The organism is Croceicoccus sp. Ery5 (assembly GCF_020985325.1).
Lineage (GTDB): Bacteria > Pseudomonadota > Alphaproteobacteria > Sphingomonadales > Sphingomonadaceae > Croceicoccus.
On the sequence record NZ_CP087587.1, the window covers coordinates 2854930 to 2869538 of the forward strand.

Annotated in this window: 12 protein-coding genes and 1 tRNA gene; 4 read left to right on the forward strand and 9 right to left on the reverse strand. The window is 65.8% G+C overall.

Going from position 1 to position 14609, the window contains the following annotated elements; translation table 11 throughout:
* The first annotated feature begins 1 nt into the window (after nucleotide 1).
* Nucleotides 2–1438 carry an efflux transporter outer membrane subunit gene (locus LOZ74_RS13580; protein WP_230291606.1) on the forward strand — a complete coding sequence of 479 codons (1437 nt, stop codon included), beginning with the start codon at nucleotides 2–4 and terminating at the stop codon, nucleotides 1436–1438.
* 156 nt (nucleotides 1439–1594) lie between these two features.
* Nucleotides 1595–2647 (forward strand): DUF475 domain-containing protein, encoded by a 1053-nt coding sequence (locus LOZ74_RS13585; protein ID WP_230291607.1) that lies wholly within the window; start codon nucleotides 1595–1597, stop codon nucleotides 2645–2647.
* Here LOZ74_RS13585 and LOZ74_RS13590 read toward each other — a convergent pair.
* Complete coding sequence (locus LOZ74_RS13590) at nucleotides 2586–5249, reverse strand: DUF2339 domain-containing protein (protein ID WP_230291608.1); 2664 nt, start codon at nucleotides 5247–5249, stop codon at nucleotides 2586–2588. The genes LOZ74_RS13585 and LOZ74_RS13590 overlap by 62 nt on opposite strands.
* Nucleotides 5250–5391: 142 nt before the next feature.
* Between LOZ74_RS13590 and LOZ74_RS13595 the strand changes: the two genes are divergently transcribed.
* Nucleotides 5392–6015 carry a TetR/AcrR family transcriptional regulator gene (locus tag LOZ74_RS13595; RefSeq protein ID WP_230291609.1) on the forward strand — a complete coding sequence of 208 codons (624 nt, stop codon included), beginning with the start codon at nucleotides 5392–5394 and terminating at the stop codon, nucleotides 6013–6015.
* Here the strand turns inward: LOZ74_RS13595 and folE are convergent.
* The 8 genes from folE to infA all read right to left on the reverse strand — a co-directional run bounded on the left by folE (nucleotide 6009) and on the right by infA (nucleotide 11620).
* On the reverse strand, nucleotides 6009–6617 hold the full coding sequence (gene folE, locus LOZ74_RS13600; protein ID WP_230291610.1) for a GTP cyclohydrolase I FolE: 609 nt from the start codon (nucleotides 6615–6617) through the stop codon (nucleotides 6009–6011). The genes LOZ74_RS13595 and folE overlap by 7 nt on opposite strands.
* A 71-nt stretch (nucleotides 6618–6688) precedes the next feature.
* Complete coding sequence (gene uvrC, locus LOZ74_RS13605) at nucleotides 6689–8644, reverse strand: excinuclease ABC subunit UvrC (protein ID WP_230291611.1); 1956 nt, start codon at nucleotides 8642–8644, stop codon at nucleotides 6689–6691.
* 51 nt (nucleotides 8645–8695) lie between these two features.
* Entirely contained in the window at nucleotides 8696–9385 is a 690-nt protein-coding gene (locus LOZ74_RS13610) for a hypothetical protein (RefSeq protein ID WP_230291612.1), read from the reverse strand.
* A gap of 23 nt (nucleotides 9386–9408) precedes the next feature.
* Nucleotides 9409–9483, reverse strand: a tRNA-Phe gene (locus LOZ74_RS13615).
* Between the two features lie 149 nt (nucleotides 9484–9632).
* Nucleotides 9633–9821 carry a DNA gyrase inhibitor YacG gene (yacG, locus tag LOZ74_RS13620; protein WP_230280368.1) on the reverse strand — a complete coding sequence of 63 codons (189 nt, stop codon included), beginning with the start codon at nucleotides 9819–9821 and terminating at the stop codon, nucleotides 9633–9635.
* Nucleotides 9818–10792, reverse strand: coding sequence for a ribonuclease E/G (locus LOZ74_RS13625; RefSeq protein WP_230291613.1), 975 nt, complete (start codon nucleotides 10790–10792; stop codon nucleotides 9818–9820). The genes yacG and LOZ74_RS13625 overlap by 4 nt, the downstream gene beginning before the upstream one ends.
* A complete protein-coding gene (locus tag LOZ74_RS13630) occupies nucleotides 10785–11360 on the reverse strand; it encodes a nucleoside triphosphate pyrophosphatase (protein ID WP_230291614.1) in 576 nt (191 codons plus the stop codon). Before LOZ74_RS13630 ends, LOZ74_RS13625 begins: the two co-directional genes overlap by 8 nt.
* Nucleotides 11361–11374: 14 nt before the next feature.
* Nucleotides 11375–11620 (reverse strand): translation initiation factor IF-1, encoded by a 246-nt coding sequence (gene infA / locus LOZ74_RS13635; RefSeq protein ID WP_066771685.1) that lies wholly within the window; start codon nucleotides 11618–11620, stop codon nucleotides 11375–11377.
* Between the two features lie 298 nt (nucleotides 11621–11918).
* Here infA and LOZ74_RS13640 point away from each other — a divergent pair, with 298 nt between their 5' ends.
* Nucleotides 11919–14441 (forward strand): TonB-dependent receptor, encoded by a 2523-nt coding sequence (locus LOZ74_RS13640; protein WP_230291615.1) that lies wholly within the window; start codon nucleotides 11919–11921, stop codon nucleotides 14439–14441.
* Nucleotides 14442–14609: the final 168 nt, after the last annotated feature.

Consider the following 14609-nt stretch of genomic DNA (forward strand, 5'->3'; position numbering starts at 1 on the left):
AATGTTCCGCCCCCTTTTCCCGTTTCTGGCCGGCGCCGCGCTGCTGTCCGGATGCACCGTCGGACCCGATTACGAAGCGCCCGAAATGCGCGTGTCGGACGCGTGGATCGAACAGGCCGATAGCGAACGGGCGAACGACGCCGCGGTCCAGCCTGCGTGGTGGGACCGGTTCGGCGATCCGCAACTTAGCGCGCTGATCACCCGCGCCATGGCCGATGCCCCCACACTGGCAGAGGCACGCGCGCGGCTGGCCGAGGCGCGGGCCAATCGCGATGCCGTGCTGGGCCAGCGCCTGCCCCAAGTGTCGGCCAGCGGGTCGGCCACCGAAAACCGCATCAGCGAAAACGGGTTTCTGCCCATCGGCCAGTTCCCCGGCTTCGACCCCGAATACGGGCTGTTCGACCTTGGTTTCGATGCCAGCTGGGAAATCGACCTGTGGGGCCGGCGCACGCGGGAGGGCGAGGCCGCCAATGCCCGCGCCGGTGCCGCCGAGGCCGCCTATCAGGACGCACTGGTCCAGCTGACGGGAGAGATCGCGCGCAGCTATATGGATTTGCGCGCAGCCCAGCGCGCATCGGCGCTGGCCGCACAGCGCGAGGAAGCGAGCGCCAGCCTCGCCGCGCTGACCGGCCAGCTTTACCGCGCGGGCGAGGCAAGCCGCATCAACGCCGAAGCCGCCAGCGCCGAAGCCGCCAGCGCCGCTGACGCCGCCGCACAGGCCCGCACGGCAGAGGCTGGCGCGGCCTATCGCCTTGCGGCGCTGATGGGCCTGCCGCCCGAAAACATCGTGCCCGAATTGCGCGCGCCTGCCCCCATTCCCGACGCGCCGCAGGACATTCTGGTCGGGCTGCGATCCGATCTGCTGCGCCGCCGCCCCGATGTGCGGCAGGCCGAACGCGAACTGGCCGCCGCCACCGCGCAAATCGGCGTGGCGACCGCCGATCTGTTCCCGCGCTTCTCGCTGACGGGCGGATTGGGAACGCAGGCGCAGAACGCAGGCGATCTGTTCGATCCGGCCTCCACCCGCTTTGCCATCGGGCCCAGTTTCAGCTGGCCGGTCTTTGCCGGCGGCCAGATCCGCGCCCGCATCCGCGCTGCCGACGCGGGGGCCGATGCCGCCGCCGCGGCCTATAGCCAGTCCGTCGCCAATGCGCTGTCGGACAGCGAGGGCGCGATCAACCGCTTTCTGGAAGCACGCAAGCGCGAGGATGCCGCCGCCCGTGCCGCCGCCGCGCAGCGACAGGCGTTCGACCTCGCCGCGCAGCGCTTCGCGGGCGGAGAGGATGACCGGCTGACACTGGAAGCGGCGCGGCTGGACAATCTGGCGCGGCAACAGGCCCATGCCTCGGCCCGGCTGGAGGCCGCCAATGCCGCCGTCGCGGTCTATAAGGCACTGGGCGGCGCATGGATGGCCGAAGGCGACGATCCCGCCCCCTGATCGCCTGCTTTGTCGGTGAATGGGGAACCGTGCAGCCTCCGGCGCGCTTGATCTGGCGCGTGCCGTCTATATCTAGTCGGCCGTTATCCAATGCCGGTTCCGCGCGCGGGCGTCATGGCCCGCGCTGATCCTTTCCCCCCATAAGGCCGCTTCCCCTTGCTCAAGCATTTCACCGGATCGATCATCTTCACTGTCGTGGCGCTGGCGCTGGGCGCCTTTGTCGGCTGGGAATATACCGGCACGGTCGAAGGGATGCTGTCGATCCTGTGGATCTGCTGCGTACTGGCGGTTCTGGAAACCTCGCTCTCGTTCGACAATGCGGCAGTGAACGCCACCGTGCTGAAAGACATGGACCCGAAATGGCAGCACCGTTTCCTGACATGGGGCATCGCCATTGCCGTGTTCGGCATGCGCATCGTGTTCCCCATCGTGATCGTCGCCATTGCGGCCTCGCTCGGCCCGTGGGGCGCGCTGATGCTGGCGATCAACGAACCGGCGCGATACGCCGCGATCATGGGCGATGCGCATACCGGTCTGATGGGTTTCGGCGGCGCGTTTCTGGGCATGGTCGGCCTCAAATATTTCTTCGACGCGGATAAGGAAATCCACTGGATCCGCTTGATCGAGGAGCCGCTGGCGAAATTCGGGCGGCTTCAGGCGTTCGAGATCGGGGTGATGATCCTCGCCATCTGGGGCACCTCCACCATGCTGGAGGGGGACGAGCGGCTGACATTCATCACCGCGGGCCTGTTCGGGCTGGTCACCTTTATCGGGGTGGAAATGATCGGCGACATCCTTGGCGCGCCTGAAGGCACGACCGGGGCGGCGGCGCGGTCGGGGCTGGCATCGTTCCTCTATCTCGAAGTGCTCGACGCCAGCTTCTCGTTCGACGGGGTGATCGGGGCCTTTGCGCTGTCGACCAACCTGTTCGTCATCGCCATCGGCCTTGGCATTGGCGCGATGTTCGTGCGGTCGATGACGATCTACCTCGTCCATCAGGGCACGATGAGCGAATATCGTTTTCTGGAACATGGCGCGTTCTATGCGATCCTTGCGCTGGCCACGATCATGTTCCTGAACGTCGAATATCACATTCCCGAGGTGGTGACCGGCCTGATCGGCGCGGTGCTGATCGGTCTGGCCTTTATCAGCTCGCTTCGCTGGAACCGGACGCGGCTGCGGCGGGATCGGGCGGGGACGCAGGCATAGCATCCCCTGCCGGAACCCGCAGGATCCGCGAATAGAACCAGCCGATGCCGATCAGGCTGAAGCCCAGCGCAAGGAAGCTGGCGATACGGACCAGCCCTTCCAGCCCGGCCGTGTCATAGATGAACACCTTGCACACGGCGACCAGCATCAGCACCAGCGAACCGATGCGCCAGCTGCGCGTGCCGCTGCGCGCGCCCCACAACAGGAAGCCGCCCGCCAGCACGATCCCCAGCAGAGAGCGCAGCAGATCCTCGGCCTGACCCACCGGCGGATCGGTCAGGATCGTGCCCGCAAAGCCCTGTCGCAATTCGGACAGGGCGAACATGCCGATCAACAGCATCAGCACCGCATCCACGCCCACGCGCAGCGGGCGCTGTAGCGTTTCGGGCACGGTCAGGCTGCGGCCCAGCAAAACCAGCGCCGCCGCGCCGATGGCATAGGCGGGTATCAGCAGGTTCGCGACCGGCGTCGGCCCGACGGCCTGCTCGCTCCACAGCGGATTATGCGCAAGGCCGGTGTAATAGGCGAAATGCGCCAGCGCCGCGCCCGCCAGGGCAACCGCCGCAAGTCGTGCCTGTGTCCAGCGATGGCGCATCCGCCACGCACCCAGCGCGGCCAACAGCAATGCCGCTTCCCACGCGGTTCGCTCGGCCAGCCCATAGGTGACGAAGTCGCGCCATTCAGGGAACCGGTCGTGCCATTCGCGGATCGCGAAGAGCTGCTTGAACCCGATATGCGCCGCCGCCACTGCGGGCAGCGCCGCGAGTGCCGCCGCCGCGGAAGACAGCCGGCCGGATTCGCTCGCAGCGACCGCCAGTGCCGCAAGCGCTGCCGGCACGAGGTAGAGAAGGACATCGCGCGGCGCGGGCAGATCGCTGACCAGCAGGGGCGAGCCGGCAAGCGAGTCCACCGACGCGCCCGCCCACCAGCCCAGCGGCCACAGCGCCCAGACCAGCGCCACGCCCAACGCGGTGCGCGCGGCCCAGCGCCGTCCGGCCAGCCCGAAAGCCAAGGCCGCCGCCGCCACGGCCGCGATCCAGGGCAGATAATCCGCTGGCACGATCTGCGTCAGCCCCGCATAGGCGGTCAGCACGGCAGACGCCTCCAGCAAGGCCGTGCGCCAGCCGTTTTGCGCGCCCGCTCTCCACCCGCCCACCGCAGGGACCACGGCCAGCGCCAGCGCGGCAAGGCCCAGCAGCATCTCGCGCGATGCGCCGAAACCGCCGAAATGCCATTGTCCCGCCAGAACGATTGCCAGCGGCATCACCGCCAGTGCCGCCACATCCGCTCCGCGTGCGTCGCCGCGCCACAGATGCGCCAGCGGAACGCCCGCGAACACCGCCGCCATGGCCGCGCCGACCAGTGCGAACATGGCAGGATCGGGTTGATACCAAAAACCCAGCATCCACGCGCCCACGCCGCCCGCAATCGCCGCCGCGTCGCGCAGCGCGCCGGTCTTCCACCCCAGCCCCGCAAAGGCCGCGCCCAGCAGCAGGTAAAGCCCCCACGACAAGGGTTCATAACCGCTGCTTTCCAGCAAAGCCGCCATTTGCAGCGAGGCAAAGCCCCCCGCCGCCAGCCGCAGCCAGCGGCTTTCGCGCAGATCGGGCAGGACCAGCGCGGGCAGCAATGCGCCCAGCACCAGCAGGTAAAAGCCGACTGCGACGACATCGCCGGGCCCGCTGGGCTGCGCGATCAGCATGATCAGGCCCCAGCCCAGACCGCCGACGATACCGGCCAGCCCCAGCCAGCCGCCACCGGCCCAGCCGCCACCTTCGGCAAGAGCGCCTTGTTTGCGGCCCGCATGGCCCAGCCCGCCCGCGACCAGCGCCAGATAGAACGCCAGCAGCGGCAGGTTCGATTCCTCTGCCCCCACCAGCGCGGGCGCTGCGAATCCGCCGACAAGGCCCAGCACCGCGCTGGGCAGGCCAAAGCGGAAAGACAGGCCGATGGCCGCCGCCGTCACCAGCGCCAGCCCGACAAAGGCGGTGCCCGTGCCGATCAGCCCATAGAACGTGCCCGCAAGGAACACGCTGGCATAGAGGACGGCAAGCCCCGCGCCCGAAAGGGCCTGCGGCACGCGCACATCGGCAACGCGGTCCCTGAAACGATGCGCTGCCTCTGCCCCCGCGATCAGCGCAAAGCCGAAGACCAGCCCCATCGCAACGCGCACCGCGGGGCTGAGCAGGCCGACATCGATGGCATAGCGGACAAGGAAGAACCCCGCGACCGCCAGCGTGATGCCGCCCGCCCAGATGGGCAGCTGGCGGCCGAACAATTCCTCGAAATCGAAAGAGAAACCCCTGCGTTCCGGACGGGGTGCCACATGCGGCGCGGGTGCGCTGTCCGGTCCGGCAGGTTTTGGCGCCAGCACGGGCGCGATGCGGGCCACCTTGGGCATGATCGTCGCGGCAGGGCGCGGTTCGATAACGGGTTCCGGTGCCGGTTCGGGAGCAACTGACGGTGCCTGCGCCCCGCCCCCCTCGTACCGCCCTGTCGCGACAGAGCCGCGCAATTCGCGCAAGTCTTCTTCCAGCCGGTCGACCCGCTTCCACAACAGGACCAGCGCGACCGCCGCACCGACGAGAAGGAAGAATTCCATGACCGTAAATCCCCTGAACCCGCCGTGCCATCCTTCACAGGCGAACATGGCGCGACTGTCTGGCGAAGCGCAATAGGTGATAATTGAACGGCGTTCAATATAAAAATTGGACAATGTTCAATTACAGGCCTATCCCGCCCGAATGGGACGACGATCCGATCATACGCGCGCCGAGCTGCGCGAATTGCTGATCTCGCTGGGTCACGATCTGCTGGCCGAAACGGGCCTTGCCCGCTTTTCCGGGCGGGAAGTGGCGAAGCAGGCGGGCTATTCGGTGGGCACGATCTATCACGTATTCGGATCGCTCGACCATCTGATCGTCGCGATCAATTCGCGCAGTTTCGAAATCTGGGCGGCGGAACTGCGCGAAAGGCTGGCAGCAGGGGGGCCGGACCGGATCGGCACACTGGTCGCGGGTTATTTCGCATTCGCGCAGGAAAACCCGCATCTGTGGTCGGCGATTTACGAGCATCATTTGCCCGACGGTTTCGCCCTGCCCGACGCGGATCATTCCAAGCGCGAAACGCTGACCGCGATTGTTGAACAGGAAATCCGCGCTGCCCTGCCGCCCGCTAGCGATGCCGATATTTTCCGCCTGTCACGGTCGCTGGTGGCGGTGGTCCACGGCCATTGCAGCTTTGCTGTGACCGGAAGCTTTGCGCTGATGGGGGTCGACGACCCGCTGGGCTGCGCCCTCGCCCGCGTGCGCGAGGTGCTGGCGGCGCATGGATATCGCCCCCCTTCAACACCCCGTCAGGCTCAATAACCCATCAGCGACAGCACTTCCTTGCGCGACCTTTCATCGTCGCGGAACGTGCCCATCATGCGGCTGGTGACCATGCCGACGCCGGGCGTGCGCACGCCGCGCGCGGTCATGCAGGCATGGCTTGCCTCGATCACCACGGCCACGCCATGCGGCTTCAGATGGTCCCAGATGCATTGCGCGACTTCTGCCGTCAGCCTTTCCTGAATCTGCAGCCGCCGCGCAAACCCGTGCAGCACGCGGGCCAGCTTGGAAATGCCGACCACGTGATCGCGCGGCAGATAGGCGATGGCCGCCTTGCCGATGATCGGCGCCATGTGATGTTCGCAATGCGACTGGAACGGAATGTCCTTCAGCAGCACGACCTCGTCATAGCCGCCCACTTCCTCGAAAATGCGCGACAGATGGATGGCGGGGTCCTCGCCATAGCCCTGGCAATATTCCTTCCACGCACGCGCCACGCGCTTGGGCGTGTCGAGCAGGCCTTCGCGCGTCGGATCGTCGCCCGACCAGCGGATCAGCGTGCGGATCGCTTCCTGCACGTCCTCGGGCACCGGCGGCTTACCGAGTGGGTTGTCTTCGTCGGGGCCGACAAGGCTGCTCATATTCGTCACTTTCCTGCTTTATCCGGGCTGAGATAGGTTCGCCGCGGCAATCCGTCACCCCCTGCGGCCGACTAACCGCCAGGATGATAGAAATCATAGATCTGCCGCGCGACATGTTCCGAGACGCCCGGAACGCGTCGCAAATCGTCCAGCGCGGCAGCGCGCACCTTTCCGGCAGTGCCGAAATGCAGCAACAGCGCCCGCTTGCGCGCGGGGCCGATGCCGGGAATTTCGTCCAGCGGGCTGGCCTGTATCGAACGGCTGCGCTTGGCCCGATGCGCGCCGATGGCAAAGCGGTGCACCTCGTCGCGCAGGCGTTGCAGGTGGAACAGCACGGGCGAATTGGTCGGCAGGGTCTTTTCGCGCCCGTCGGGGAAATGGAAAACCTCGCGCCCTTCGCGTCCATGATGCGGGCCCTTGGCCACACCGACGACGGGCACATCCTCGATCCCCAGCTCTTCCAGCGTGTCCATCACGCTCGACATCTGGCCCTTGCCGCCGTCCAGCAGCACCAGATCGGGCCATACCGCATCGCCCTTTCCAGCGGTTTCACGGTCGGGATCGTCTTTCAGCGCGCGGGCGAAGCGGCGGTTCAGCACTTCGCGCATCATGGCGAAATCGTCGTTGGTCTGCGCCTGCTTGATATTGAACTTGCGATACTGGTTCTTCAGGAACCCTTCCGGCCCCGCGACGACCATCGCACCCACCGCATTCGCGCCCTGAATATGCGAGTTGTCGTATATCTCCACGCGCTGCGGAATATCGGGCAGCTCGAGGAATTCGGCCATCTCGCGCCATATCTTCGCTTGCGTCCCGCTCTCGGCAAGGCGGCGGTCCAGTGCTTCGGCCGCGTTGCGGCTGGCCTGTTCGATCAGGCGGCGGCGGTCGCCGCGCTGCGGCACGCTGATCTCTACCTTGCGCTCTGCAATGGCGCCGAACGCTTCTTCCAGCAGCGCGCAATCGGGCAGCGCGCGGTCGAGCAGGATCGTCCGCGCGGGCGGCACTTCCTCGTAAAACTGGGCGAGGAAGGCACTGAACACCTCCTCGTGGCTCAACCCCTCGGTATGGCGCGGGAAAAAGGCGCGATGACCCCAGTTCTGGCCGCCGCGGATAAAGAACGCCTGCACGCCGATCTGCCCGCCCTTATCTGCCATGGCGAACACATCGGCATCGCCCACGCCCTGCGCATTGATCGCCTGCGACCCCTGAATAAAGGTCGCGGCGCGCAAACGGTCACGCAGCATGGCAGCGGTTTCGAAATCGAGCCGTTCGGCCGCATCGGCCATCTGGCTTTCGATTTCCTGCTGCACCGCGCTCGACTTGCCGGCAAGGAAGTCCTTGGCCTGCCGCACCAGCTCGCCATAGCCGTCCTTGTCGATCCGCCCGACGCATGGCGCGCTGCATCGCTTGATCTGATAGAGCAGGCAGGGCCGGTCGCGGCGGCTGAAGAAACTGTCGGTGCAACTGCGCAGCAGGAACAGTTTTTGCAGCGCATTGATCGTGGTGTTGACCGAACCGGCGCTGGCGAAGGGGCCGTAATAATTGCCCTTCGCCCGCCGCGCCCCGCGATGTTTCATGATGCGCGGAAAATCATTGTCGGCGCGCAGCAGGATAAAGGGAAAGCTTTTATCGTCACGCAGCAGCACATTATATGGCGGGCGGAAGCGCTTGATCAGCTGTGCTTCCAGCAGCAGGGCCTCGGCCTCGCTATTGGTCGTCACAATGGTCATTTCGCGCGTTTGCGCGACCATGCGCTTCAACCTCAGCGGCAGGCGGTCGACTTGCAGATAATTGGCCACGCGGTTCTTCAGCGCGCGGGCCTTGCCCACATAGAGCACGTCGCCGCGCGCATCGACCATGCGATAGACGCCGGGACGCGGGGGCAGCGTGCGCTGCACCTCGCGGATGGCGGCCAGCCCCGCCTCTATATCCGGCTGGCTGCCGCGCACCGTATAGGCGGCCTTATCCTCGTGAAAGCGGTCGGCCCCCTTGGGATGGGGCGGGGTTCCGGCGGGGGTACGGCTCATTGCGGTTCAGATAGGGGTTGGCAGTCGGGATGAAAAGCGTGCCGGCGCAGCTTATGGCCGCTCGCCCACCCTCTCGAACCGCAGGGTTTCGCCAAAGCGGTCCAGCATCAGCACATTGTTATCGACCCGCGCGGTGGTGCCTGCGAATTCCACCCTGCCCATATCGTTGCGATCGAACCGCACGGTCACATCGGCCCCGCCCGTCGCGGGAACGGGGATCGCGTCGCCGGCGATCTGATAGAGTTCCAGCATCATCTGGACCGTTACGGGCCGGGGCGATGCGGAAAGATCGACGGTCAGCACCCGATCCTGAAAATCCAGCCATTCGCGCGATCCGTCGGGATAGTGCGCCAGCACGCTGAAATATGGGTGCCCCGACCCTCCCCCCAGATCGAGTTCGATGGTCAGCCGGTCGACGGTAACGGGCTTGTCGGACAGCGTCACAAAGCGCGGCGGATTGACCGGATCGCCCGTCAGCGTGACCGTATCGCCTTCGCAACTCCACTGCCCCTGCGCGAATTCATCAAGCGCGCCATAGGACAGCTCGTACCCGAAACTGCCGTCGGGGCGCAGCAGGATACCGCCGCCCATTTCCATGCGACGCACCGCATAGGGACCCGACAGCTCTTCCATGCAGGAAGGCTGCACCGGCGCGTCCTGCGCGTTCTGCGCGCTGGCAGGCGTGCACAAAAACGCCGCCAAGGCCAGCGCAGCGATACGAAACGGAGTGGGAAGTGTCACACCATCTCCACAAAAGCAGGAAATGGTGCCCGGGGGCGGAGTCGAACCACCGACACGACGATTTTCAGTCGTCTGCTCTACCACTGAGCTACCCAGGCATCGCCGGAAAGGCGGGTCCGGCGCCTGCGATCTGAATCGCGCTTGGCGTCGGGAGCGCCGCCTATGGCCAAAGCCGCGCGTGGTGTCAAACCGGAAAATGGGGGCCAAACCGGAAAATGCGGGATTTTTCGATCGCTTTGCAAAGCGGTCAGAAATCGCCGTCCTCGGGGTCGGTCGAAATCTGCGCAGGCTCGCCGGGAATTGCATAGCCGTCCTGCAGCCATTGAACGAGATCGCGGTCCTTGCAGCGCGCCGAACAGAACGGCGCATGATCGGCCGAGCGGGGCTTTCCGCAGATCGGACAGCTTTTGACGGCGCGTTTCGGTGTCTGGGTCATAGCGGCACCGATTGGGCCAGTCCCGCCTCTGGCGCAAGGGCGGGATCGGTTTCGATGCGGATTTCGCGCCCCGTGCGGCGGGCCAGCTCGTCCCGCCATGCAGGCGATATCCTCGCCATGAGCGCGGGATGCATGGTCAGAAGAATCGCTCCCGGATCGGCAAGATGTTCCGCGCGGCGCAGCAACAGGCGGGCGGCAGCCGCAAGACGGTGGCGGGCAACGCGATGCAGGATCGACGGCCCTTCCAGCCGCGCGACGATCTGGACGAAACCGAAACCGTTCATCGCGGTGCGTTCATGCGCAAAACCGTCCAGCGCTTTCGACAAGGCCTCGTCCACCGCGCGGCGGTCGGCCTTGTCCTGCAAGGTGGGAAAATCGATGCCGATCGATCCGCCGATATCCAGCCGACGCAGGCTGGCGGCAATCGCGGGCACCGCCGACAATGCCAGCGCGCGGGGCGGCAGCGTACCGTCGATATCGATCAGCACCATGGCAGGCGTGGGCGAGATATGCAGCGCGCCGCCATGGAAAGACACTTGCCGTTCGAACGCCTCGCCGATCAGCTCGCTCCAGCCCGATACGGGAAAACGCCGCACGACGCGGACATCGTGCCCTTCCGCCTTCAGCCGCTGTTCCAGACCGGGCGCGGGGCGCAATGCGCGGTCGGTGGGCCGCCCCTGCGCGCGCTTGGTGCGCGTTCCTTCCTCGATACGGGCGCGGTGGATTTCGATGCGCAGCGGCGCGCCTTCGCTGGCGCTTTTGGGCAGGCGGTCGACCAGCACGTCCTCGCCGCTGTCCAGCCGCACTGTTCCGCGCGCCGATCCGCTTGCCCGCGATGCCAGCACGCCTTCGACCACGGCGCCCGCAGCGAGTTCGCCTTCCCATTCGATTTTTGCAGCGACGATGGCGCCATCCTCGACCAGCACGGCGCGGGTTTCGCCGATGCCCTGCTCGATCAGCCAGTCAGCCAATGGCGAAGCCCGCCGCCTTTAGCAGGGCGCGCGTTTCGAACAGCGGCAGTCCGACGACGCCCGAATGGCTGCCCTGAATCCACGCGACCAGCGCCTCGGCATGGCCCTGGATGGCATAGCCGCCTGCCTTGCCGTGCCATTCGCCGCCCGCGATATAGGCGTCGATCTCCCCGGCACTCAGCACCTTGAAACGCACGATGGTCTCGCTCATCCGTTCACGGACCGAACCGTCGGGCGCGGCCATGGCGATGGCGGAAAACACGCGGTGGCGACGGCCCGACAGCAGGGTCAGGCAGTTGCGCGCGGTCGCCTCGTCCTCGGCCTTGGGCAATATGCGCCGTCCGGCAGCGACCACCGTGTCGCCCGCCAGCACGAAACCGTCATCCGCGGCAACGGCAAGCGCCTTTTCGCGCGCCATGCGCTGCACATAGGGGCGCGGCAATTCCCCCTTGTGCGGCGTTTCGTCGATATCGGCGGGCGCGATCCGCGCAGGGGTGACGCCCAGACGCGCCAAAAGCTCGCGCCGGCGGGGGCTGGCCGATGCGAGTATCAGCGTTCGGGCCGTCATCACGGCACCAGAAACTAGCTGGGCCCGGGGCCGCCGCGGCCGGGCATAAAGCGATAGGTGATCCGCCCCTTGGTCAGATCATAGGGCGTCAGCTCGACCAGAACTTCGTCGCCCACCAGCACGCGAATACGGTTCTTGCGCATCTTGCCAGCGGTATGGCCCAGGATCTCGTGATCGTTTTCCAGGCGCACGCGGAACATCGCGTTGGGAAGCAGTTCCACAACCGTGCCACGCATTTCGAGAAGTTCTTCTTTCGCCATGCCCGGGCGCCAGGCGCCCATCCTTTCACTAAAATGTCAGAAAAATCCTGCGCGGCCCCATAGCGGCGCAAAGCGCATATGGAAAGCCCGCAGTTGCAATTCAATTGCCCACCCCCCCGCAGCGCCCCCCGCAGCAACCCCGCCGCGTTTCCGGAAATAAAATGTTGCGCCAAGCTTTTTCCCGTTCGTGCGCGGGATCGAAAAGGGCCATGCTGCATTGCGACATTTTGATACATCGGGCGACTTGGCCCGAGACCGCAAATCCATGACATCCCCGATTATGAGAGAGACTTCCCCCATGCTGCGCCCCCGTCTGCGCGCCCGAACCGCCTTTACCGCGACCAGCCTGCTGGCGCTGGCCCTTTCGCTGGGCACACCCGCCCTTGCTGCCGAAACCGACGAAGCGGGCATGACCGCCAGCCAACAGACCGTCGAGCCGGTCGGCGGCGACGACGATATCGACCTCAGCGACGAGATCATCGTGACCGCTCCGCAAGTCAATCGCGGCAGCGTGGACATTCCGCAAACGCCCGTGGCCGTTCTGGACGAGGAAGAGATCCTGAGCATCGGGGCCAGTTCTCTGGTCGAATTGCTGGAGGAGCTGGCACCGCAAACCGGTTCGGGACGCGGGCGCGGATCGGACGGCCCGCCCGCCATTCTGGTGAACGGGCAGCGCATTTCGGGTTTCCGCGAAATGCGCAACTATCCGCCCGAGGCGCTGGCCCGCGTGGAGATCCTGCCCGAGGAAGCGGCGATCCGCTTTGGCTTCCGCCCCGACCAGCGCGTGATCAATTTCATCCTGAAGGAGCATTACGCATCCAAGGGGATCGAGCTGGAATATGGCCTGCCGCAGGACGGCGGATATCACACCAGCGAGGTCGAGGTTTCGATGCTGTCGATCAACGGCCCCAACCGGCTGAATATCGCGGTCGAGGCCGAGGACAGCTCGATGCTGACCGAGGGGGAACGCGGCGTATCCTCCTATGATTTCGCCCCGCAATATGGCGATGCCAACCCTGCCGATTACCAGTCGCTGGTCGCCGATACCCGCGATCTGACGCTGAATACCGCATGGACGCGCGGTTTCGGCGAGAACGGGGCCGACGGATCGCTGACGCTGAACGGCACGATCACGCGCAGCGATTCGCTGTCGCTGACCGGCCCCGATACGGTGACATTGACCGACGGCAGCGGCGCAATGGCACAGCGCACGCTGATCTCAGAAGCTTTGGGGCGCGGCGCGCGGGTGCGCGACAGCCGTTCTGCCGGGTTCGAGGTGGGGACGACGCTGAACAAGCCGGTGGGCGACTGGGACCTGACCGTTACGGGCCGCTGGACGCATGACGATACGGTATCGCGCAGCACATCGACCACCGACATGTCGGCTTTGCAGGCCGCCGTCCTGGCAGGACAGATCGGCATCGATGCGCCGGTCGACGATCTGCTGGCCTATGTGCCCGGTCAAAGTTCGAACGCCAGCTTCTCGAACACCGAGGATGCGACATCGCTTGCCACCATGACGGGCCAGCCGCTGTGGCTGCCCGCAGGGCCGCTGGCGGTGACGGTACAGGCGGGGTTCGACTGGTCGAATATCGACAGCCGCAGCACCGACAATCCGGGTATCGCCACCGATCTGACGCGCGGCGATGCCAATGGCGGCTTTACGCTGGGCATTCCGCTGACCAGCCGCAAGGACAATGTGCTGGGGGCAATCGGCGATATCACGCTCGACCTGTCGGGCGGGGTCAACCACCTGTCGGACTTCGGCACGCTGTATAACTGGAGCGCGGGGCTGAACTGGTCCCCGTTCGAGCGGCTGAACCTGCAAGTCAGCCATATCTATGCCGAGGAAGCGCCCAGCCTGAGCCAGCTGGGTGCGCCCGAGCTGATCACCACCGGCGCGACGATTTACGATATCGCCACGGGCCAGACCGTGCTGGTCGACCTGATCACCGGCGGCAATCCGAATCTGGTCGCCGAGAAGCAGCGCGACTGGAAGATCGGGGCGAATTACGAATTGCCTTTCTTTCAGCGGTCGAACCTGATCGTCGAATATTACGACGAAAGCTCGACCGATGTGTCGAGCAGCTTTCCCGCGCTGACCCCGACGATCGAGGCGGCATTCCCCGACCGCGTGGTGCGCGACAGTGACGGCAATCTGGTCAGCATCGACCAGCGTCCCGTAACCTATGCGCATCAGGACGGGCGGCGCCTGCGTTACGGGTTCGACATTTCGGACCGTATTTCGGGCAGTGAGGACAGCGAAGGCGGCCAAAGCGGTGGACGCAGCGGGCGCGGCGGCGGTGGCGGGCCGGGCTTCGGACCGCCGGGCGGCCGCAGCGGCGGGCAATGGGGCCTTGCGCTCTATCACACCATCCGGTTCGAGGAATCGGTCCAGATCGCATCGGGCACCCCCGTGCTCGACCTGCTGGACGGCGAGTCGCTGACCTCCACCCCCGTCGCGCGGCACGAGGTGGAGATGACGGGGCGCATTTTCTATAACGGGTTCGGCGCGCGGCTGTCGGGGAATTACCTGGGCGGTGCGAGCATCGAGGATACGGCAGGCACCGGTTCGGGCCTGACATTCGATCCGATCGCTACACTCGACCTGCGCCTGTTCGCCGATCTAGAACGCCAGACCGGTCTGGTCGAGGCAGTGCCCTTCTTCAAGGGCAGCCGTATCTCGTTCTCTATCGACAATATTTTCGATGCGCAGCAACGCGTGACGGACGAGGACGGGACCATACCGACAAGCTATCTGCCCGACTTTACAGACCCGGCAGGCCGCTTCTTTGAAATCGATTTCCGCAAGCGGTTCTGATCCCGCCGCCAGCCCGCCGCGAACGCGCGCTTTGCTTTTACGGCGGGCTTCCATTATAGGCCGCATTGTAACGCCCCGGCCGTGTCCGCGCCCCGTCCTGACGGGACCGGTCAGACCGGGGCTTGGTGTTTTCCGCCCCCGCCCTGCACCGGCGGAATTCGGGCGCAT